The sequence below is a fragment of the Catalinimonas alkaloidigena genome (genome assembly GCF_900100765.1).
In the GTDB taxonomy this organism is placed as follows: Bacteria; Bacteroidota; Bacteroidia; order Cytophagales; family Flexibacteraceae; genus Mooreia; species Mooreia alkaloidigena.
Genome location: NZ_FNFO01000009.1, coordinates 187,619 through 206,227, shown reverse-complemented (window position 1 = coordinate 206,227; position 18,609 = coordinate 187,619). Strand labels below are relative to the sequence as shown.

Genomic DNA, 18,609 nt, shown 5'->3' with positions numbered 1-18,609 from the left:
GCAAAAATACGCAAGCCGTTCGGCCGCCCGACACCTCATTGTGTGATTTTTACGCAAAGCTTTGCGTGTAGCGGCGGGTCGGTCGGCCGGTTTTCAGGCAAAAAACTTGGTGCTGGACCGCCGCGACGAGTCGCGGATGATCACTTCCGGCTGCAGCAACTTCACCTCGAACCGCTCGGGGTCGTACTCGTGGATTTGCTCCAGACACAGCTTTGCGGCCAGTTCGCCCATGTCGGCCATCGGGTTCTTAACGGTCGAAAGGGCCGGATAGAAATAGGAAGCGTACATTTCGTCGTCGAAGCCTACCACTGCCAAGTCCTGCGGAATGCGCAGGCCGCGCTTGCGGGCCGCCGAAATACACCCGACCGCCATTTCGTCGTTGATCGCGAAAATGCCATCCGGCAGCACCTTGCGCTTAAAAAGCTGATGTACCGTTTCCATGCTGTGGCTCATGCGGTAATCGGTATAGACCACGAGCGCATCGTCGTAAGGCAGGCCATTCGCCTCCAGCGCGCGCTGGTAGCCCTTGAATCGATTGCGGGCGTTGAAGGTATTCTGCGGTCCGGCTACGTGCGCAATGCGCCGGCAACCGCTCTGAATCAGGTGTTGCACCGCCTGAAACGCGCCCAGCTCGTCGTTGACTAAAACCTGATAGCAATGCACGCCGGGCAGGCCACGATCCAGGTTCACGAAAGGGATCTGGTTTTTCATCACGACCTCCAGGTGTTCGTACGATTTTGTTTCGATGGATGGGGAGTAGATCAGCCCATCGACGCGCAGGGAGGTCAGAAACCGCACTGCCCGGACTTCGTTGTCGAGCTGTTCGCCCGTCTGCATGATGAGCATGTCGTAGCCGGCTGGCTCCAGCACTTGCTTCAGGCCCTGCACCACCGTCGAAAAGAAGTAACTGGAAATTTCGGGCATCACAATCCCGATGGTAAACGTCTGCTCGCGCAACAGTCGCGACGCATTCAGGTTTTTCTGGAAGCCGACTTCACGGGCGTACTCCAGTACTCGTTTTTTGGTTTTCTCGCTGATCGAATAATGATCGTTCAGGGCACGCGAAACGGTAGAAGGGGAAAGATTGAGGGCTTTGGCCAGGTCGACGGTACTCAGAAACTTACTCATGGGAATTGCGAGAGGTGGTGCATCAGAGAGCACAGCGCACTCCCTCCACAGGTCTTATACCTGCGGCCACACCCGAGGGGTTACGCTGCCCACAGGAAAATAACAAAAAACCGGAACAGAACACACGGTTGGGATTTCGCGCAGTAACGGCGTTGACTCATTGGCTGGTCGCCCATCTACCCGGTTTCTGCCTTCATATTCATGGCAACCGGACTACTTCAACGGCAGAAAAGGAGCATTTTCCGGCCGAGTTTCCGTCAGCGTCGCTCCGGCTCCTTCAGGTTTATTAGCTTTGCCATGTGGCTGACCGGCGGGCCCCTCTCCCCCGCGTTTTGTTTCAGCCGCTGCGTTTATGGCTAGCACGCTTCTATGACACAAGACGAACTCCAACAACGCCTGCAGGGCTTTTCGCGCGTCAAATATGCCGTGGCCGACATCGACGGCGTGTTGCGCGGCAAGTACATCCACCGCGACAAATTTCTCAACGGGCTGGCGCATGGACTGGGGTTCTGCGACGTTATTTTCGGGTGGGACGTACAGGACGAAGTGTACGACCACGTGGACCTGACCGGCTGGCATACGGGTTATCCCGACCGGTTTGCGCGGATCGACCTGTCGACGTTCCGGCAGATTCCGTGGGAAGACGACCTGCCCTTTTTTCTGGCCGATTTCGACGGACAGGATACGCCGGCCTGCCCCCGGTCGCTGCTGAAGCGGATGGTGCACAAGGCGGAGTCGATGGGCTACCAGCCTCAGTTCGCGCAGGAATTCGAGTGGTTTAATTTCCGGGAGACGTCGCAGTCGCTCGAAGCGCGCGGCTACCATGCACCACAACCCGCCACCACGGGCATGTTCGGCTATTCGGTGTTGCGCCTCTCGCAAAACAGCGCCTTCTTCAAAAACCTGTTCGAACTGCTCGATCGGTTCGGCGTGCCGCTGGAAGGGCTGCACTGCGAAACGGGGCCGGGCGTGGTGGAAGCCGCCATCCGACACACCGAAGCACTGGAAGCGGCCGACCGTGCGGTTTTGCTGAAGAACAGCGTCAAGGAAATTGCGTTTCGCCACGGGCTGCTGGCCAGCTTCATGGCCAAGTGGAACAAAGACCTGCCCGGCTGCAGCGGCCACATCCACCAGAGCTTGTGGCACAACGACGAAAACCTGTTTTACGCAGCGGAACAACCCCACAAGCTGAGCAAACTGGCGGCGCACTACCTAGCCGGGCAGTTGCACTGCCTGCCCGACCTGCTTCCGCTGTTTGCGCCCACCATCAACAGTTTCAAGCGGCTGGTCGAAGGCGCCTGGGCGCCTACCACCGTTACCTGGGGCGTCGAAAACCGCACCAACGCACTGCGCGTCATCAACGACACGCCGCAGCACATGCGCATCGAGCACCGCGTGTCCGGCTCGGATACCAACGCCTACCTGGCCATGGCGGCCTGCCTGGCCTCGGGTCTGTACGGGATCGAACAGGAACTGCCGCTCACCGTGCCGCCGACGCAGGGCAACGGCTACCAGAACAAGGCGCACGGCACGCTGGCGCCTAACCTGTGGGAAGCCACCCAACGTATGAAACAGTCGGAGTTGGCGCGGACGCTCCTGGGCGACGCTTTTGTCGATCACTACGCCACCACCCGCGCGTGGGAATGGCAGCAGTTTCAGCGCGAGGTTACCGACTGGGAACTGAAACGATACTTCGAACTTATCTGACGTTATGCGGATCATCAATTACGACCCCATCATCCGACGGGCCTGGCGCGAGTACGACTCTTCCCGGCGGGTGCTCTCCATCACCGACATCAGCGCCAAAGTTTCCACCAACCACGTGTTCCGCGTCAAACTGGAAAACGACGACATGGTCATCGCCAAACTCTCGTACTTCGGGCGGTTTGAGCATTTTTTGGAAGACCATTCGCTGATCAACGCCCTGTCTACCAACCTGCCCGAACCTTACAGCAACTTTCTGGCGCGGTCGCTCACCAAACACAACCAGCTGTACACCTACCGCCACAAAGACCAGTTTATCGACGCGTGGGTGGTGTTTTACAACCCCATCAGCGTCAAGGAGCGCCTGCCCCGCATCCAGCCCGAAGAAAACATCCGGGCCATGGGGCGCGAGCTGGCCAAGTTCCACAAAGCCTGCTTCAAGATCCGCAACGTGCTGCCCGGCTGGTCTAAAACCATCAAGTACGACATCTACCACCTGATGGAAATCATCAAGACCGACCTGGGCCGTTTTGAGTACCGTCTCCACCTCGACGACATCAAGCACCAGTGCGTGCTGCTGCTGGAAAACATGGACCGCCTCAAGGCCGATTCGTTTCCGGCCATTCCAGTGTTTGTGGACTGGAACATCGGCAACTTTTCGGTCGACGAAAACCTGCATTTTTATTCGCGCTGGGACTACGACTGGTTCCGGATGAGTTCGCGCATCCTGGATTTTTACTTCTTCAGCCGCGTGTGTTCCACCATCGGCGACCGGACGGTGTTCAGCTACCTGATCGACCCGCTGATGGAAGACCGGTTCATGTGGTTTCTGGAAGAATACCACCAGATTTATCCGCTGACGCGCCCCGAAGTGCTGTTTATGAAGGAGGCCTACCGATTCTTCATCCTCAACTACGTCATCAAAGACGGGCGCTATTTCTTCCACGAAATCTACGCCTCCAAGCTGCAGCTCGAGGCGTTCAACACCTACTTCCCGCTGATCGACCTACGGTTCAACCCCGATAAAATTCTTTCGACCCTTCAACTTTAGTGCTCTGTAACAGGAGTTTGTGTAAGCGTAGTAACCCTTTTTATGAAAATCCGAAATTTCAAATCGATTGTCTCGAAGTATAAAGTAGTTTTTTTCGATGCCTTCGGCGTGCTCAAAAACGCACACGGACGCATCGACGGTGTGGACCGTACCATCGACTACCTCAACGCGCAGGGGATCGGCTATTATGTATTGACCAACGATGCCTCGCGCAGTCCGGAGCTGCTCGCCGACTCGTACCACCGCGTGGGGCTGCACGACATCACCCCCGACAAAATCATCTCGTCGGGCATGCTGGCCAGCGAGTACCTGCGCTACAAAGTCAAAAAGGGGAAGGTGGCGTATTTGGGCACGCCCAATTCGGCCCACTACATCGAAACCCTTTCGCTGACGGCCATTCCGATAGGCGAACTGGACCCTGCAACTGCAGAGGACGTGGAAGTGGTGGTGTTTCTGGACGACGAAGGGTTCGACTGGAACCGCGACATCAACAAAGTGATCAACCTGTTGCGCCACCGGAACATTCCGGCCATCGTAGCCAACTCCGACAAAGCGTATCCGGTTTCGAAAAATGAAGTGGCGGCCGCCATCGGGGCCATTGCCAACATGGTGGAGGACGTGACCGGCAAACGCATCATTCGCTTCGGGAAGCCCGACGCACAAATGTTCATCTACGCCTACGAGCACGTGCAGCCGATGCACCCGGTCGACAAGAACGACATTCTGATGGTCGGCGATACGCTGGGCACCGACATTCTGGGGGGCAACAAGTTTGGGCTGGATACGGTCATGGTCCTGTCGGGCAACACGCCCGCTCATCTGGCCAAGCAGTACATTCAGGCGACGGGAATTACCCCTACGTATATCTGCGAGTCAGCCGCCATCACGGAGTAACCGGGCGTGTAGCATCCTGACAGACAGAACGATAGAGTCGAATTGCTACCGGATTTTTCTGCAAAGAGCCTCAAAAACCTTACATAAGGTTTTTGCAGAGATTCTACTTTTTTAGAGAACAAGCGGCGTCGGCTTAGCCCAGCGTGCGGACCATCTGTAACAAGCGGATGTACCCAACGATGATCAGGCCGATGCCGCTCATGCGCATGACACCCGAGGTGACGACCGCCAGCGTAGAAACCGTATCGGACGGAAAAGGGAAAACCAGCGTCAGCAGAGCACCCAACAGATACGCCACACAACCCAGGTGGCCAATCCACATAAGTTTCAATTTCTGCCCCCGGGCCTGATGGGCAGCCCACCAGTTGATCATTTCGTAAGCCAGGGCGATGGCGCTTACATAAAGAGAAGAAACGACGGTGTCGTCGGCGATTTCTATGTAGTTACTCATAGGCACTAAATTGCTCAGGATTAGGCTCCTCTGCTTTTCTATAACTGTACAAAACTTACGGATATTGTCTTTGCAGAAAGCCGCTACCTTAACAATTCATAGTCATTCAATAGGTTGAGAACAGATACGCCCATAAGCCGTTTCCGCTTCGCAAGAGTTCCCCCACGTCTACCAATAATACAATCTCGGTGCAGATCCATTCTTAAATGAAACTTCACCCTCGTATTTTACAACCGCACCTTTCGCACACTCCACGGCCTGTATACCAATCGCCCACTTTTGCATAATTTGGCTTCTCTAATCCCATTCCTATACCCTGACTACACGCTATGAAGACAAAAATTACCCTCGCGCTGGTTGCCGTTTTCTTGCTCGGCCTGAGCTTCACCGCCGGCTTTTCGTATGCCCGCCGTCTGGCCAAACCAAATCCTTCGGCCGTGATTTCGCAGCAAAAAGCATCGAGAGAAGATTTTGAGTGGGGATCGCTCTACACCTACTACACCGACGAGACCTACGGCACGAAAGACCTACTGGCGGCCGTGGCGGTGATCAAACCCGGTATGGAAATTCACCCGCCCCACCTGCACGCCGAGGAAGAGTTTCTGATGGTGACCGAAGGGGAAGGCACCTGGTCGATGAACGGCAAAACGTTTCCGGCCCAAGCGGGCGATATGCAGTACGCCGCGCCCTGGGACGAGCACGGCATCACCAACACCGGCACCACGCCGCTGACGTTCGTCGTGTGGAAATGGAACAACAAAGGCGTCAAAGTACCCAAACAGCCCAGCCACTAGGCTCCGGCGCATTACGGCAACGGGCGGACCATCACACTGCGGAAGTACACCTTACTTTCGGGATCGTGCCCCTGTAACGCAAAGGTGCCTTGGGCCAACCCCCGGCCGGTCGTGGTATCGACGCTGTCGGGTTGGGTATAATCCACCATCGGTTTGCCGTCGACCTCGGTGACGATATGCGTTCCGTCGACTTTGATGTAAAGTGTAAACCATTGGTTATCAGGAGAGGCAGGCTCGGCCACATCGTCGATTGCGTAGAGGCTGGCCGTGCGCCGCGGATCGGGATGTGAGTTGTTGACCTGCACTTCATAGCCATTCGAAGGCCAGCCTTCGTCCTGGTATTGGGTGTGGAAATACACCCCCGAATTAGAACCCGGCGTTGTCATCACCTCGGCCTTCAACTCAAAATTTTTGAACGTGTGGTCCATGACCGGACCGTCATAGAACAGATGCGCCCGCTCGCCATGCGCAACGATGCTGCCGTCTTCGACCGTGAAGGTGGCGGGGTGTTCGTTGACTTTCCAGCCCGCCAGCGACGTACCGTCGAACAACGGAATCCACTCGGCTTCGGCTGTCGCGGTGGTGCTGGTACGAGCCGTAGAATCCTCGGCCGTAGCCGAAGTGGAGGAAGAAGAATCGTTGCAACCGGTGAGGAGCAATACGCTGGTGCTCAAGACGAAAGCAGATTTCAGGAAGTAGGCCATCGAAGTTGGGGAAAAGGGTTAGGAAGAGGTTGCCCGTAAGATACACGCTTTTCGTCCAGTTGCGTACCGGGCCGCCGCGACAAATTGCCCTCCTCCGACATACGTCAGTCCCTGATACTCAACCCTGTCCACCCCTGCTGCACGGTAGACAAGTGTCTGCATAAAAAAAACCGGTTCGTTCCCAAGGGTCCGAACCGGCAGATGGAATGTTACTGATGTAACGTCGTTAGTAGGCGTGCGCTGTTGCGGGTTTGCTCAACACGTAAAACGCGTGAATGACGCCGGGAATAATCCCGATGATGGTCAACAGCACATTCAACCAAAACTTACCGCCCAAGCCAAAACGCAGGGCAACGGCCACGGGGGGCAAAAATATAGCTAAGATTACCTCTATGATACTCATGATCGTTCAATTCTATGTTTACAATCTACATCTTTATACGGCAGCATTGCATTTTGGTTAGCCCTCCACGCAAAGAAGTAACATAGAACCACGACAGAAGTCGTTCAGGCAAGGCGGAAAATAAACGAAGAGGCGGTCCTGTACTTCCCGCCCTGGGCGGCCGTAAACAGGTAGGCCGGCTTGCCGTTGCGGAACAAGAGCTGGGGCCGCTCGACACGCCCGTAACGGTGCAGATGCGGCGGCGCGGGCGGCTCCTGCACGTAGGTCGACAGCGGGCGAAACGCCACCACCGGGGCGGACCAGTGCAGGCCGTCGGCGGATTCCATCAGGATGCCGACTTCGTGGTTGAAGTACCCCATGTCGCGGGCCAGCATGTACCACGTTTTCCCCTGCCGCCACACAAAGGCATCTTCCAGTTGCGTGTTGTTGCCGCGTCCCGAAAAGTCGACTACCGGATTGCCCTCGTATCGAGTGTAGGGTCCTTCGAGGCGATCGGCTACGGCCACGCCATACTTCCGGTTGCCCCGGATGCGCCCTTGTTCATTTTCGTAGTCGGCCGTGTTCCACGATTTGTAGTAGAGCCAGTACTGCCCATTCGGATGTTGAATCAGCGACGGGTTGGTGGTGCAGTGGTCGTCCCACGCACCGGTCGGCCCCGCGTCCAGCAGCGGTTGGTCCGGCCGCCGCCACGGTCCTTCGAGCGAGGAGGCCAGCGCCATGCCGACCCGCTTGGTGTTCGTTTTGCCGTTCGCATTGCCCATGTAGAGTAGACAATACTGGTCACCGATCTGGCGGATGTGCGGATTGTGGCAGGTCGTCGCGTCCCACGCCCCCGGTCGCGGCGACAGCACCGTCTCGACGTAGGTAAAAGGCCCTTCGGGCGAGTCAGCGACGGCGCGGGCAATTTCGCAGCCGTTGAGCCAGCCACCCATGCCTTTCTCTTCGCGCCAGCGCGAGAAAAAGACATGGGTTTTGCCGTCGGGCCCTTCGATGGGGCTGTTGCACCAGACGTACCAGCCTTCCAGCTCCAGGGCCCGCCCGACGGGGCGCAGCCGATCTACGAACCCGTGAAGGAAATCGGCAGAGGGTTGCGCACGCACGCCCTGCGGCCAGCCCACGAGACTCGCGCCGGTCAGCACGCTGAGGGAAGCCAGAAAGTCACGACGGGACGTCATATAGTAGCATTTGAACTCCATAATTTTTTGTCATCTCGAACGAATCGGTCCCGCAACGGCGGACCGTGCCGATGCGGTGAGAGATCTTCTCAGTTCTGGAAAAAGATCTTTCACATGATCCTGCCGCAACCACAAGCCTACGCGGCGCGGCTGAAAGCTTACGGGAGAGCTAGAAACCAACACGTTGGAGATCTCTCCTAACCTCGAGATGACAAGGATGCGGCATTCCGCTGGGCGGCATTCGGCATCCGTTCAAGATGACAAATAATGGCTTATTTCTTGGCGAGGACACCTCGCTCCAACTTCAGGATTTCCACCCCGGCATCAAGCAACGGGCCGAGGCCGTGCTTTTCGTTCATCGAGGTAGGACGGTTGTAGTAGAACGGCATGTCGTCGCGAATGCCGGTTCCCACACAAATAGCCTTCATTTGGCCGTCGTCCGTGATCATCAGTTTTTCCAGTCCCTTCCATCCTTCCACGGCAATGGTGGCATAGGACGGATGAATCCACCCCCGGTTGACGGCCGCCGCCACCCCGTAGACGAACATGGCCGTGGCCGACGATTCTTCGTACGAGTCGGGGCGGTCCAGCACCTGATGCCAGACGCCGTTGCCATTCTGGTAGCGCGCCACGCCCACAATCTGCCGTTCCAGGTTGTCGATGATTGCCTGCCGCTGCGGATGGTCGGGCGGAAGGTTGTCGAGCAGATGAACCTGCGCCAGCATGATCCAGCCGTTGCAGCGCCCCCAGTGCGCCACGCCGTTTCGTTCCAGGTCGGTGTAGTAGCAGTGCCAGTTCAGTTCGTGTTCTTCGTCCCAGAGGTACTTGCTGAAGTTCAGGACCTGCTTCACCGCATCGTCGAAGTACTTGGTATCGCCCGTTTCCTTGCCCATCCGCACCAGAAATGGCACGCTCATGTACAAGTCGTCGGCCCACAGCGTGTTTTCGTGCGGAAACGCGCGCACCAGCGTTCCGTCCTGCATCCGCAAGCGCTCGTTCAGAATGTGATTGCCTGCCTTCTCGACGTAGGCTTTGTATTCCGGCTTTTTTACCGTCTGGTAGACTTCCAACACACTCGCACCCATCGCTCCGAAATCGTCCAGTTCGTCCATCGTCCAGAGCTGTCCGAATGGATAGCGGTGGTGGGGCCGGTCGTGCTTAAAACGTTTCTGGAAAAACGCGTAGTTCTCGAATCCGAAGGCGACGTGTTTGGCCGCGTAGTCAAGGTATTTCTGCTCGTGGAGGTAGCGCCCCAGGTTGACCATCGCCAGGTTCAGCACACCGTTGGAGTAGTGCCACTCCTGCAACGGCGAGGCGAATTTGACCTCCACATTCTTGGGAATGTCTTTGGTCGAGGCGTAGACTTTACCATCCGTTTCTGAAACGAACGTATACTGTGCGTTGCTGACGATCCGGTCCGCGATTTTCCGGACCACGGCTTCGGTGTGGCTGGCGTTCTGCGCACGTATGTGTCCTGCCACGCACAGCAGCAGGCAGACAACAATGGATTTTCTCATGGAGGAGTAGACGATCATGATAGAAGTAGCGGCTTAAGAATCAGGGATGGTTCGGCGTGTGCCGGAGGGGTTGCAACGTTACCGGCCCCAGCAACCCCGACGGCTGCGGCGCCCAGTCGGAGGCGTCGAACGATTTGTAGTTGATGTTGACGAAGTTGATTTCGTGGTATTTCTTCCACTCGACACCCCGCCGGTCCATGTCGCGGATGCGGTTGGCCATCAGGTTGCACACCTCGATTTTCAACGTATTGGTGCCCTTTTTTAGGAACGGCCCGACACGTGCCTGAAACGGAAGGCTCCACAACACGCCGACCTCTTCGCCGTTGAGCCATACCCGGGCGCTTTCCCGCACGTTTCCCAACTGCAAGCGGTAGTCGTCGACCCCTTCTTCGGGCGACCACTCGAACGTGGTGCTGTATTCTGCACATCCCGAAAACCGTCCGGCGTCGGGATCGTTAAGTTCCGTCCAGGACATAAGCGAACTCAGGCTCTGGTCCTTGGGTTGTTCGGGGCCGCCCTCGGTAAAGCGCAATGTCCATGGTCCATTCAAAGGTTGGGCGGTTCCCGTCTCGGTGACGTAAGCCCAGACGGGTGCATCTCCCCGGGGCTGATCGGCAGTCCGGAGAATCATCGCCTCGCCGGGCGCGAGTTGCAACCTTACTTGCGTGCCCTGCCCACCGGTTTGCACCGGCACCGTGCCGTAAGCACCCGACTGGGGGTCCAGCATCGTCACTGCCTGCGCGGCCGTAGTGAGCGTGACCACTTGATTGACCGCGTCGGGGGTATGGTTCACCACGTAGTAGTAAGTGCCGCCGTCGATTTTCCGACGAATGAATTTCAACCCCAAATCAGTCAGGGTTTCTCGGTTTAGTCCCAAGGTCGGCAGGGTGGATTCTACTTGCGCGGTCAGCACCACGCGCCCTTCGCCCACCTGCGCCTCCTGCACGCCGTTGGTACCGGCGGTAAACGACAGCTCCCGTACACGTTGTTGCAATTGCTGGCGCCGTTCGTCAAGCTGGTGCAGTCCCGGCACTTCCTGCGGCAAAGCCTGTAACACCACGGTCGCCCCTTCGCGGGCCAGTCGCATCGCTTGTTCGAACGTTTCGACCGGCAGGTGTTCGCTTTTCGGCAGCACCAGCACCGCGTAGTCGCCCCCCCCATCGGCCACGCGCACGTTGCCGTTCACCACTCGGGCCTGTTCCAGTTGAAGATCCGACGCAAAGTCGAGGCTATAGCCCCGGTCGGTCAGCTGCCTGGCGAGTTGGTAGAAGGGCGTTGGGTGCAGCCACTCGTCCACGTCGTGCACGCCGATCTGGTACTCCATGCCGTGCGCATCGTGCCACACGTCATAAATAGGCCAGTAGACCAGCAGTTCGTTGTCGGGCCGACCCGCCTGTAACACAGACTGGCACCGCGCGATGTACTGGTTCAGGCCCTGCACCTGCGGCCACCAACTGTTCGACGGGGCAAAGTTGGTCGAGGCATAAAAGAGCCAGCCGGGCCACGGGGCGGCTTGGTCGCCGACCAGCGGCGAGTAGGTGGTGCCATGGTAAAAGACGTGGTTGACGCCCGCCAGAAAGGTCTGTTCCACCTCGGGTTTGCACTGCGAAGGCGCGACCTTGAAGTGCTCGGCCAGCCAGGTGAAGGCCTCGCACGAGACGAGCGGCTTGCCCAGCACGTGCGCCGGCGACGAGGCGAATTTCAGAAAAATGGGATCGGGATCGACGTTGCGCACGTCGGCCGAATCGCGGCGCAGGCCGGGAATGGGAAAGTAGCTGGACCCGAACGTTTCACACTCGGGAATGTCGACCGCACCGTAGAGGTCGAGCAGGTTGCCGGGCGAGCCGTGCGCCTGGTTTTTCGAAAGGCCCCCTTTGCCGTGAATCCACCCGGTCCAGGGGCGGGTAAAGTTTTCGAGCAGAAGTTCACTGAGGGTCTCGCGGTAGTCGCTTTTGAGGCGGGCAAGCGTCTCCGTGCTGTCGTCGCTCACCAGTTCGCGCAGGTGCAGCGCCAGGTCGTAGCCCCGCCGCTGCCGGAACGCGTCCAGCAGATTCGGCGACCAGTCGGCGTTGTACACTTCGTAGCTGTCGTTGAAGTAGGCCCGCACGTTCGGAGGCTGCGCACCGAACGCCGTATCGAAACGGTGGAGGTAGGTCTGTAGCGCCTCTTCCGAAAAATGGTTCATCGTGTAGCCTTCGCCCCCCGGCGCGGCCCGTTTCACCTGTTGCCGCGTGTGTCCGGCAAACGCAGCGTAGACCTTCCACTGGCCCCGTTTTGGTTTCCAGGTCAGTTGGCCGGCGTCACTCACCTGATCGGTCAGGTCCACCACTTCGCCTCCGTCGCCGTAGGCCACGACCGCTTGCAACGTAGCCCCCAACTCACGCTGCTTCGGGTCATCGACCTGCAAACTGTGTGTCCATTTCTTGCCGCCCCGCACGTCGTAGGTCTGCATCACCAGTTGCGACGCGGCGTGTTCGGGTTGGATCTGCGGGCCGCCAAACGGCCAGCCCGTTCCCAGGTTCATGTCCAGGCGCATCCCTACTGCCTCGGCCTTTTGCGCCGAAAAGCGGAGGGCGTCCATCCACGTGGGCGACAGGTACGGCAGGTAGCGGTCTTCGTAGCCCATGGCGCCGTAAATCGGGGTTACTTCCACGCCCCCGAAACCCGCCGCAGCGTAGCGCGTCAGCAGTGTATCGAGGTTCGCCGGGTCGACGGCGTTGCCCATCCACCACCAGCGGGTCCACGGCCGGTGGGTAGCGGTGCGTTCCGGCCATCCGTCGGAGGTTGACTGTGCCCAGCCCGATGGACTCCCCCCGAGGAGACACAGGAAGCCTGCCAGTCGTATAAAGTTGCGCATGCGTAATTCTTGAAAGGAAGCGTTGCAGTAAGAGACAAGAGCCACGCCCGTTTTCCCTATACTCACCCGGCCGTGGTGGCACTTGGCAAGCCGATCGCAGAGAAGCGCTGTTTTTTCTTGGCGCAACCCCTCGAAAAATATACCTTCACGACCAAAGGATTTTTTCGTTTTATTATCCACCTACTCCCCATGTCCGAGACACATTCCTCCAACCGTCGTCACTTTCTGCGCAACGCTACTTTGGGCGGCGCGCTTGCCCTGAGTCTTCCCGAAATTGTTACCGCTGCCATGGCCCCGACCGCTACGCAAAAAGTGTCGCTTCAGAAAGGCGATGTCATTCTGTTTCAGGGCGATTCCATCACGGACGCCGGGCGCGACAAGGAAAAAATGGACGCCAACAACGACGTGGCCCTCGGGCGCGGCTACGCTTTTATGGCCGGTTCGCAGTTGCTGTACCAGGCACCGGAGCTGACCCTGACTATCTACAACAAAGGCATCAGCGGCAACAAGGTGTACCAGCTGGCCGACCGCTGGGATACCGACGCACTGAACCTGAAGCCGACCGTGCTGAGCATCCTGATCGGGGTGAACGATTTCTGGCACATGATCAACGGCAATTACGACGGCGATCTGGACAAATACCGGAACGATTACATCGCGCTGCTGGAACGTACCAAAAAGGCCCTGCCCAACGTGCGGCTGATCATCGGCGAACCGTTTGCGGTACCGAACGTCAAGGCCGTTACCGACCAGTGGTACCCCGAGTTTCCGAAATACCAGGAGGCAGCCCGCGACATCGCGAAGCAATTCAACGCCACCCTGATTCCGTACCAGGACGTGTTCGATCAGGCCCAGAAACAAGCGCCAGCCTCTTACTGGACGCCCGACGGCGTGCATCCGTCCGTGGCCGGGGCGCAACTGATGGCCCACGCCTGGCTCAAAGCCGTGAAGGCGTAAGCTAGCCTAGTTACCGGTCTAGCATTTTGTAAGCGCCCGGTAGACGAAGCACTCGGTGCTGCCTAGCGTAAGCGGGAGAAACACCAGCAGGAAGAACGTGCCGAGGCCCTCACGGTTGCCCAGGGTGGCGTACGTGAGGTAGGCAAAGCTACCGACGATCACGCACTTCAGCACCCGAACCCGGCGAATGGCCAGGCGGTACGGGCGAGGTGCATGTTCGGCCGTAATTTTTACCGGATAATGAAAGATGTGGGGATAGTGGTTCAAAAAAACTAGGTCGAGGTACAGCAGGCTTCCAATCGCAGGCAAGGTTCCGATCAGTTCCTTTGCACCGTACGCATCCGGCTGCCCCGCAGGCCCGAAGTGGCGCGGAATCGTGTCCGGGAGCTGCGCGTAGTACAACAGAGGCAGCCCTGCTCAGTACGCCCAGTGCCTCCAGGTATCACCCCAGGGGCAGGCGTGGACGCTGCGCAGGGTTGTGCTCGTTTTACTCCTTCACGCCGTACGTCTGCTGAGCCAGGCCGTTGATCCAGTCGGCGATGGTTTCTAACGCAACCGGTGCAAAGGTTTCTTCCAGCTGCCCGTACTCGGCCGGGAGACCGGTTTGGGCGGTCTGGAACAGGTGATTCAGTCCCGGCAGCTCCCGGGTGGTGACGCGCGTATTGCCGCTACTTTTCAGGGCATCGGCCAGAGCTTTCAGGTTCGGACCCGCAGGCACCTGGAGGTCTTTTTCGCCGTTGAGCGCCAGTACCGGACACGTGACCTGCATCAGCGTGGGACGGGGGTTGAGGTTGATGAAGTAACGGAACCAGGGCGACATCGTCGGCGCGAGGGCCCGGGTCATCTGCTGCTTCAGAGCCGCCTCGGTGGCTTCGTCGCCTCCGGCACGCCGCTTGGCCTCGGCATCGACCAGTTCGGTCATCTGTTCCAGCAGCGCTTCGGGCTCGTCGTTCGATTTCAGGATGTTGAAGAGTTGCCGGTTCAGTTGCACCTGCTGCTCGATCTCCTGCGGGGCGGCACCACTGGCTTCGCTGATCAGAATGGACTGCTGCAACATCAGGTCGTCGGTCGCCACGCCGGGCGCGGCCAGCAACACCAGAAACGCCACCGTCGTATCCTGCGCCGCTAACATCGGCGCAATGAGGCCGCCTTCGCTGTGCCCGACGATGCCGACGCGCGTGGGATCGATCTTCGCCTGTTGCTTCAGAAACGCAAACGCCGCTGCCGCATCGGTCGCGAAGTCTTCTGTGGTGGCGGTCGCAAAATCGCCCTGCGACTGGCCCTGCCCGCGGTCGTCGTAGCGCAACACCGCGATGTTATGCCGGGTCAGGTAATCGGCCAGTACGGCGAAGGGCTTGTGTCCGAAAATCTCCTCGTCGCGGTTCTGCGGTCCGGAGCCACTCACCAGCACCACCGCCGGAAAAGGCCCCGCCCCTTTCGGCAGGGTCAGCGTGCCCGCCAGTTGCAGGTGGGCAACGGCATTCTGAAAACTCACGTCTTTGCTTTCGTACAGAAACGGTGGCTTCGGCTCCTGCGGCTTCCGACTTTCCCCCACCTCCGTATCGGTACGCTTCAGGTTCAGCGGAAAGGAAGCGCCGCCCTGTTTCCACGTGCCTGCCAGCGAATCGGCCGTGACCAGCGTGCCCTCGTAGCTCGCACCCAGGGCGGTCAGGCCCAGCGTGAGTCGCTTTTGGTTCAACTCCACAGAAGAGATCGCCAGGCCGAAGGCATTCTGTTTCGGGCTGTCGAGCGTCCCGGTGTAGCCTCCGTCGACCGGTTTGAGGTGCACCACCAACGGCAGCGACTGGCCCTGCACGCTCAATGCCCCCTGCCAGGTGCCGGTCAGGTCTTGAGCCCAGGTGGTCTCCACCAGGACTCCCACGAGCAGTAGGTACAAAAAGAAGGTTTTCATAAAGAAGAAAGGTAAGGTTGCACCCAGTGACCAATCAGCCACTTGGAAAGGAGCTCGGCGAGCACTAACCCGACGATGAAACTGATAATGCCTTTCGCACCGCGCACGTTGCACGACACCGCATAGGCGCGGTACAGCCACAGCACCATCCACACCAGCAGCCCCAGCGAAAGTACCGAGATAAGCAGCAGAAGCGTCAGGTCCAGGTTATCGATTTCTGCCACGGTACCCTGTTGGACATGCGTCAGGATTTCGGAAGAGGTACGCTGCAAAAAATCGTGACTGTTCAAAAACGGCAGCAGTACAAACGGAGCCCGCGCCAGGGCCATGGTGCCCACCACGTCGAGCAGACGCACGCGCCCCCGGTTCAGCAGCAGCCCCAGCGGGTAGAAGACAATTGTCAGCACCAGCACGTTGACTACGCCGTCGAGGAAAGGCCCCACCCACGGTCCGCCTTCCACGAGGTGCATGTCGAGCACGCCATCGAACCGCGCCTGATGCCACCAGGCCGTCAGCCCACCCAACACCACCACGCCACTCCCCCACGCCAGCGCCTGCTCACCTGCCACTTTCTGAAAAGGATTAAGAAGCCAGGCGGTTACGTTCATTCGTTCGAAGGATTGGTTTCAGATTCCAGCGTGTGGATGCGGGCAATGAGGTCGTCCAGCATGTTGCGCACGGTCGGGTAACTGTAGCCCAGCTGCTTGGCCATCTCTTTCAAACTGCCGCTTGCCTTCAGGAACAGCACCACAAAACGCTGATCGTCGGGACTGAGCCGCGTCAACAGGGGCAAATCGAACAAACCCACCACCCGCGTAGCGCACTGCGTACACTGCAGACTTTCCACCTTCAACGTAGTTTCACAACTCGGACATTTCAGCGGAAGTTTTTTGGGCATATCGCGCAACAAGAATGCATAAAATTAACCACTATTTCAATAAAACTAAACGAAAGATTAATTTTATTGATATACGTTCATAACGTAGCTCAACTACTCGTAACGTCTCCAACCTCCAATTAATGGCTTTGTGATTGTGATTCTGTGAAATCCGAAACCCCTGAGACACGTTTCTTGAGCAGCATCAAGTCTAAGACAGTACCCTCCCGCATTCCGCAAAAATCCTCCAAACTCTACATAGCAGTAACCTCGTTCGTAGAAACAGGGACTCCATCGTGCATAGTTGGTGGCGAGAATATTTTTTTCCTCATCAGAAATCATAAAATCAGGTTCTTCCAGAATCCATGCTCCGTTTACCCGATCACCGACAGGAATCTGCTCCTGATATTTTGTGAAAATGCTAATTGTACGGTGATGAACGACTGACAAAGTAAAGACAGCACACCAATCACCTATGAAAAGAAATACAGAGGAAATACATGCTATATGTACCACCGATCGCACGAGATTCTTTTGCGTCCGGTAACGCTTCAGGCACAACCTCGCTAAAATCACCAGTAGCATGATGACCTCAACTGTGATAACGAGAGGCATCAGCATAATTAAATTCAGAACTAAGCACCGCAGCACATAAAAAAGCAGCAGAATGCTACTGTTTGCAACGATACCGCCATTAGTTGTCATCTCCTACGCCAGTTCTTCCTGCGGTGGCTTCTTGCCGAACTGGTACCAGTCAATGCGGCGGGTGAGCCACATCAGGACGGCCAGCAACACGAACAGCGCGATGCTGCCGAGCAACAGGGCGTAGTCTTCCAGCTGCAGCACGACGAAGATGAAGCCGTACAACACCGTCAGGATACCGGCCATGAGCGCGGTGAGGCGCCCATTTTTGAAGATGCTGCTGACGTAGGCGGTGATCAGCCCAATGGTTGCCAGCGCCGCTACGGCATAGGCCGCGTTGAAACCGATTTGTTCGGAAAGCGACAGCAGCAGCGTGTAGAACACACACAGCGCCAGCCCGACAAGGATGTACTGGATGGGGTGGATGTTGCGGCGGGTGAGGATTTCGATGAAAAAGAAAACGACAAACGTGAGGGCGATCAACATGATGGCGTACTTGGCCGTCCGCATCGACTTCTGGTACTGATCGACCGGCACCAGCAGGTGTACCCCGAAGGCGGCCTGATCCGATTGCTGCAACGCAGGTTCTATACCATAGCGAGGAGAAGCTTCTGTGGCGAGGTGATAGGCACTCCCCTTCCACTGTTGCGGATACTGCCGATTGAGGTGCAGCACGTGCCACTTCGCCTGAAAGCCGGTCTCCGTCACGTCCCGTTCGGCAGGCAAAAAGGCGCCGTCGAAGCTGGGCGTCGGCCAGTCGGATTGCAGCGTCACGTTCGTTTCCCGCCCGACAGGGACGAAGAAAACGGACTGGCTGCCCTTCAGTTCCAGGTCGAACCGGTACTCGTAACGTCCCGCACCCTCGGCGACCCGCACTTTTACGCTGGCTCCCCCCGGTAGCACGTCGCGCGTTTCTATACCGGAATTCAGCGCGTAGGTTTGACCGGCCCACTGCAGCTGAATCTCCTTTTCAATGCCTCGCATGTCGCTGATGCCTACCGCCACCAGAGCGTCGTTCCAATGCACTTGGTCGGGCGCGATGCCCAGTTCGCTGAAATCGGGGGATGGGAAACGGCCGGCAAACTGGAGCTGCGCGTTGTACACCACCGCTTCGTAGAGGCCCCGGCGGCGGGTTTGGGGGGCTAACTGGCCCGTCACCGCCTGGCTTTCCGGCAGAAAGTGCGCCCATTGCGTCACCTTCACCATTTTACCGTCGTTGGCACGCTCGTAGGCGTCGTAGGGAATGGAAAGAATCGGTCCGGTGAGGGTCTGGGGCCCGCTCCACTTGCTGCTGATTTCCCGAATCACGTCCTGTTGCCGCATCTCCCGTTCGCGGATCAGGGATTCGATCATGCTCGCCGGAATCAGGAGCAGCAGAATCAGAAAGGCCACCGACAACATGCGGATAGTGACGGAAGTGCGCACCCACTCGTTGAGGCGCTCGAAGAAGTTATTCATGGCAGGTTAAGGTTACAAGGTTGAAAGGTTACAGGTTCGGGGTCGCAGGAGGCAAGTCTCAGGTTCAAGTGCGCAGGCTTGCCGG

17 protein-coding genes and 1 pseudogene are annotated in these 18,609 nt (G+C 57.9%); 5 read left to right on the top strand and 13 right to left on the bottom strand.

The features are described from left to right. Window positions 1–93: 93 nt before the first annotated feature. The gene (locus tag BLR44_RS20705) at window positions 94–1,128 is read right to left on the bottom strand and encodes a LacI family DNA-binding transcriptional regulator (RefSeq protein WP_089685678.1); all 1,035 of its coding nucleotides are present in this window, start codon (window positions 1,126–1,128) and stop codon (window positions 94–96) included. A 369-nt stretch (window positions 1,129–1,497) separates the two neighbouring features. Between BLR44_RS20705 and BLR44_RS20700 the strand changes: the two genes are divergently transcribed. Genes BLR44_RS20700 through BLR44_RS20690 form a run of 3 tightly spaced genes read left to right on the top strand, consistent with a single transcriptional unit; the run spans window position 1,498 to window position 4,777 of the window. Beyond that, window positions 1,498–2,835, top strand: a complete 1,338-nt coding sequence (locus BLR44_RS20700) for a glutamine synthetase family protein (RefSeq protein ID WP_089685675.1) — start codon at window positions 1,498–1,500, stop codon at window positions 2,833–2,835. 4 nt (window positions 2,836–2,839) lie between these two features. After that, window positions 2,840–3,883, top strand: a complete 1,044-nt coding sequence (locus BLR44_RS20695) for an aminoglycoside phosphotransferase/kinase family protein (protein WP_089685673.1) — start codon at window positions 2,840–2,842, stop codon at window positions 3,881–3,883. A gap of 42 nt (window positions 3,884–3,925) precedes the next feature. Beyond that, window positions 3,926–4,777 (top strand): HAD-IIA family hydrolase, encoded by an 852-nt coding sequence (locus tag BLR44_RS20690; RefSeq protein ID WP_089685671.1) that lies wholly within the window; start codon window positions 3,926–3,928, stop codon window positions 4,775–4,777. Between the two features lie 133 nt (window positions 4,778–4,910). On the opposite strand, the gene BLR44_RS20685 is transcribed toward BLR44_RS20690, so the two are convergent. After that, complete coding sequence (locus tag BLR44_RS20685; RefSeq protein WP_089685670.1) at window positions 4,911–5,228, bottom strand: hypothetical protein; 318 nt, start codon at window positions 5,226–5,228, stop codon at window positions 4,911–4,913. 329 nt (window positions 5,229–5,557) lie between these two features. Here BLR44_RS20685 and BLR44_RS20680 point away from each other — a divergent pair, with 329 nt between their 5' ends. Continuing rightward, window positions 5,558–6,022 (top strand): cupin domain-containing protein, encoded by a 465-nt coding sequence (locus BLR44_RS20680; RefSeq protein WP_089685668.1) that lies wholly within the window; start codon window positions 5,558–5,560, stop codon window positions 6,020–6,022. Between the two features lie 11 nt (window positions 6,023–6,033). Here BLR44_RS20680 and BLR44_RS20675 read toward each other — a convergent pair whose 3' ends face one another. The 5 genes from BLR44_RS20675 to BLR44_RS20655 form a co-directional block, all read right to left on the bottom strand. Beyond that, entirely contained in the window at window positions 6,034–6,726 is a 693-nt protein-coding gene (locus BLR44_RS20675; protein WP_089685666.1) for a 3-keto-disaccharide hydrolase, read from the bottom strand. A 226-nt stretch (window positions 6,727–6,952) separates the two neighbouring features. Next, on the bottom strand, window positions 6,953–7,129 hold the full coding sequence (locus BLR44_RS20670) for a YqaE/Pmp3 family membrane protein (protein ID WP_089685664.1): 177 nt from the start codon (window positions 7,127–7,129) through the stop codon (window positions 6,953–6,955). A gap of 104 nt (window positions 7,130–7,233) precedes the next feature. Further along, window positions 7,234–8,304 (bottom strand): glycoside hydrolase family protein, encoded by a 1,071-nt coding sequence (locus tag BLR44_RS20665; RefSeq protein WP_089685926.1) that lies wholly within the window; start codon window positions 8,302–8,304, stop codon window positions 7,234–7,236. A 272-nt stretch (window positions 8,305–8,576) separates the two neighbouring features. After that, window positions 8,577–9,821 (bottom strand): glycoside hydrolase family 88/105 protein, encoded by a 1,245-nt coding sequence (locus BLR44_RS20660; protein ID WP_089685924.1) that lies wholly within the window; start codon window positions 9,819–9,821, stop codon window positions 8,577–8,579. Between the two features lie 40 nt (window positions 9,822–9,861). Beyond that, window positions 9,862–12,678 carry a glycosyl hydrolase gene (locus BLR44_RS20655; protein ID WP_089685662.1) on the bottom strand — a complete coding sequence of 939 codons (2,817 nt, stop codon included), beginning with the start codon at window positions 12,676–12,678 and terminating at the stop codon, window positions 9,862–9,864. Window positions 12,679–12,867: 189 nt separating this feature from the next. Here BLR44_RS20655 and BLR44_RS20650 point away from each other — a divergent pair, with 189 nt between their 5' ends. Further along, window positions 12,868–13,635, top strand: a complete 768-nt coding sequence (locus BLR44_RS20650) for an SGNH/GDSL hydrolase family protein (protein WP_089685922.1) — start codon at window positions 12,868–12,870, stop codon at window positions 13,633–13,635. Between the two features lie 18 nt (window positions 13,636–13,653). Here the strand turns inward: BLR44_RS20650 and BLR44_RS20645 are convergent, their stop codons facing one another. The 6 genes and pseudogenes from BLR44_RS20645 to creD all read right to left on the bottom strand — a co-directional run bounded on the left by BLR44_RS20645 (window position 13,654) and on the right by creD (window position 18,524). Beyond that, complete coding sequence (locus BLR44_RS20645; RefSeq protein WP_245706130.1) at window positions 13,654–13,944, bottom strand: hypothetical protein; 291 nt, start codon at window positions 13,942–13,944, stop codon at window positions 13,654–13,656. After that, window positions 13,945–14,037: pseudogene (locus tag BLR44_RS29425) on the bottom strand (DUF1648 domain-containing protein); the annotation flags it as partial. Window positions 14,038–14,122: 85 nt separating this feature from the next. Next, the gene (locus tag BLR44_RS20640) at window positions 14,123–15,547 is read right to left on the bottom strand and encodes an alpha/beta hydrolase family protein (RefSeq protein ID WP_089685658.1); all 1,425 of its coding nucleotides are present in this window, start codon (window positions 15,545–15,547) and stop codon (window positions 14,123–14,125) included. Then, on the bottom strand, window positions 15,544–16,155 hold the full coding sequence (locus BLR44_RS20635) for a hypothetical protein (protein WP_089685655.1): 612 nt from the start codon (window positions 16,153–16,155) through the stop codon (window positions 15,544–15,546). Before BLR44_RS20635 ends, BLR44_RS20640 begins: the two co-directional genes overlap by 4 nt. Next, the gene (locus tag BLR44_RS20630; RefSeq protein WP_218127135.1) at window positions 16,152–16,445 is read right to left on the bottom strand and encodes a DUF2089 family protein; all 294 of its coding nucleotides are present in this window, start codon (window positions 16,443–16,445) and stop codon (window positions 16,152–16,154) included. The genes BLR44_RS20635 and BLR44_RS20630 overlap by 4 nt, the downstream gene beginning before the upstream one ends. Window positions 16,446–17,132: 687 nt before the next feature. After that, a complete protein-coding gene (creD, locus tag BLR44_RS20620) occupies window positions 17,133–18,524 on the bottom strand; it encodes a cell envelope integrity protein CreD (protein ID WP_089685651.1) in 1,392 nt (463 codons plus the stop codon). Between the last annotated feature and the right edge of the window lie 85 nt (window positions 18,525–18,609).

Excerpts from the sequence above, each read along its gene's own strand:
- BLR44_RS20675 (WP_089685666.1), bottom strand. The coding sequence starts at position 6,726 with ATGGCCTACTTCCTGAAATCTGCTTTCGTCTTGAGCACCAGCGTATTG.
- BLR44_RS20630 (WP_218127135.1), bottom strand. The coding sequence starts at position 16,445 with ATGCCCAAAAAACTTCCGCTGAAATGTCCGAGTTGTGAAACTACGTTG.
- BLR44_RS20650 (WP_089685922.1), top strand. The coding sequence starts at position 12,868 with ATGTCCGAGACACATTCCTCCAACCGTCGTCACTTTCTGCGCAACGCT.
- BLR44_RS20690 (WP_089685671.1), top strand. The coding sequence starts at position 3,926 with ATGAAAATCCGAAATTTCAAATCGATTGTCTCGAAGTATAAAGTAGTT.
- BLR44_RS20700 (WP_089685675.1), top strand. The coding sequence starts at position 1,498 with ATGACACAAGACGAACTCCAACAACGCCTGCAGGGCTTTTCGCGCGTC.
- BLR44_RS20705 (WP_089685678.1), bottom strand. The coding sequence starts at position 1,128 with ATGAGTAAGTTTCTGAGTACCGTCGACCTGGCCAAAGCCCTCAATCTT.
- BLR44_RS20695 (WP_089685673.1), top strand. The coding sequence starts at position 2,840 with ATGCGGATCATCAATTACGACCCCATCATCCGACGGGCCTGGCGCGAG.
- BLR44_RS20660 (WP_089685924.1), bottom strand. The coding sequence starts at position 9,821 with ATGAGAAAATCCATTGTTGTCTGCCTGCTGCTGTGCGTGGCAGGACAC.
- BLR44_RS20680 (WP_089685668.1), top strand. The coding sequence starts at position 5,558 with ATGAAGACAAAAATTACCCTCGCGCTGGTTGCCGTTTTCTTGCTCGGC.
- BLR44_RS20665 (WP_089685926.1), bottom strand. The coding sequence starts at position 8,304 with ATGACGTCCCGTCGTGACTTTCTGGCTTCCCTCAGCGTGCTGACCGGC.
- BLR44_RS20655 (WP_089685662.1), bottom strand. The coding sequence starts at position 12,678 with ATGCGCAACTTTATACGACTGGCAGGCTTCCTGTGTCTCCTCGGGGGG.
- BLR44_RS20635 (WP_089685655.1), bottom strand. The coding sequence starts at position 16,155 with ATGAACGTAACCGCCTGGCTTCTTAATCCTTTTCAGAAAGTGGCAGGT.
- BLR44_RS20640 (WP_089685658.1), bottom strand. The coding sequence starts at position 15,547 with ATGAAAACCTTCTTTTTGTACCTACTGCTCGTGGGAGTCCTGGTGGAG.
- BLR44_RS20670 (WP_089685664.1), bottom strand. The coding sequence starts at position 7,129 with ATGAGTATCATAGAGGTAATCTTAGCTATATTTTTGCCCCCCGTGGCC.
- BLR44_RS20685 (WP_089685670.1), bottom strand. The coding sequence starts at position 5,228 with ATGAGTAACTACATAGAAATCGCCGACGACACCGTCGTTTCTTCTCTT.
- creD (WP_089685651.1), bottom strand. The coding sequence starts at position 18,524 with ATGAATAACTTCTTCGAGCGCCTCAACGAGTGGGTGCGCACTTCCGTC.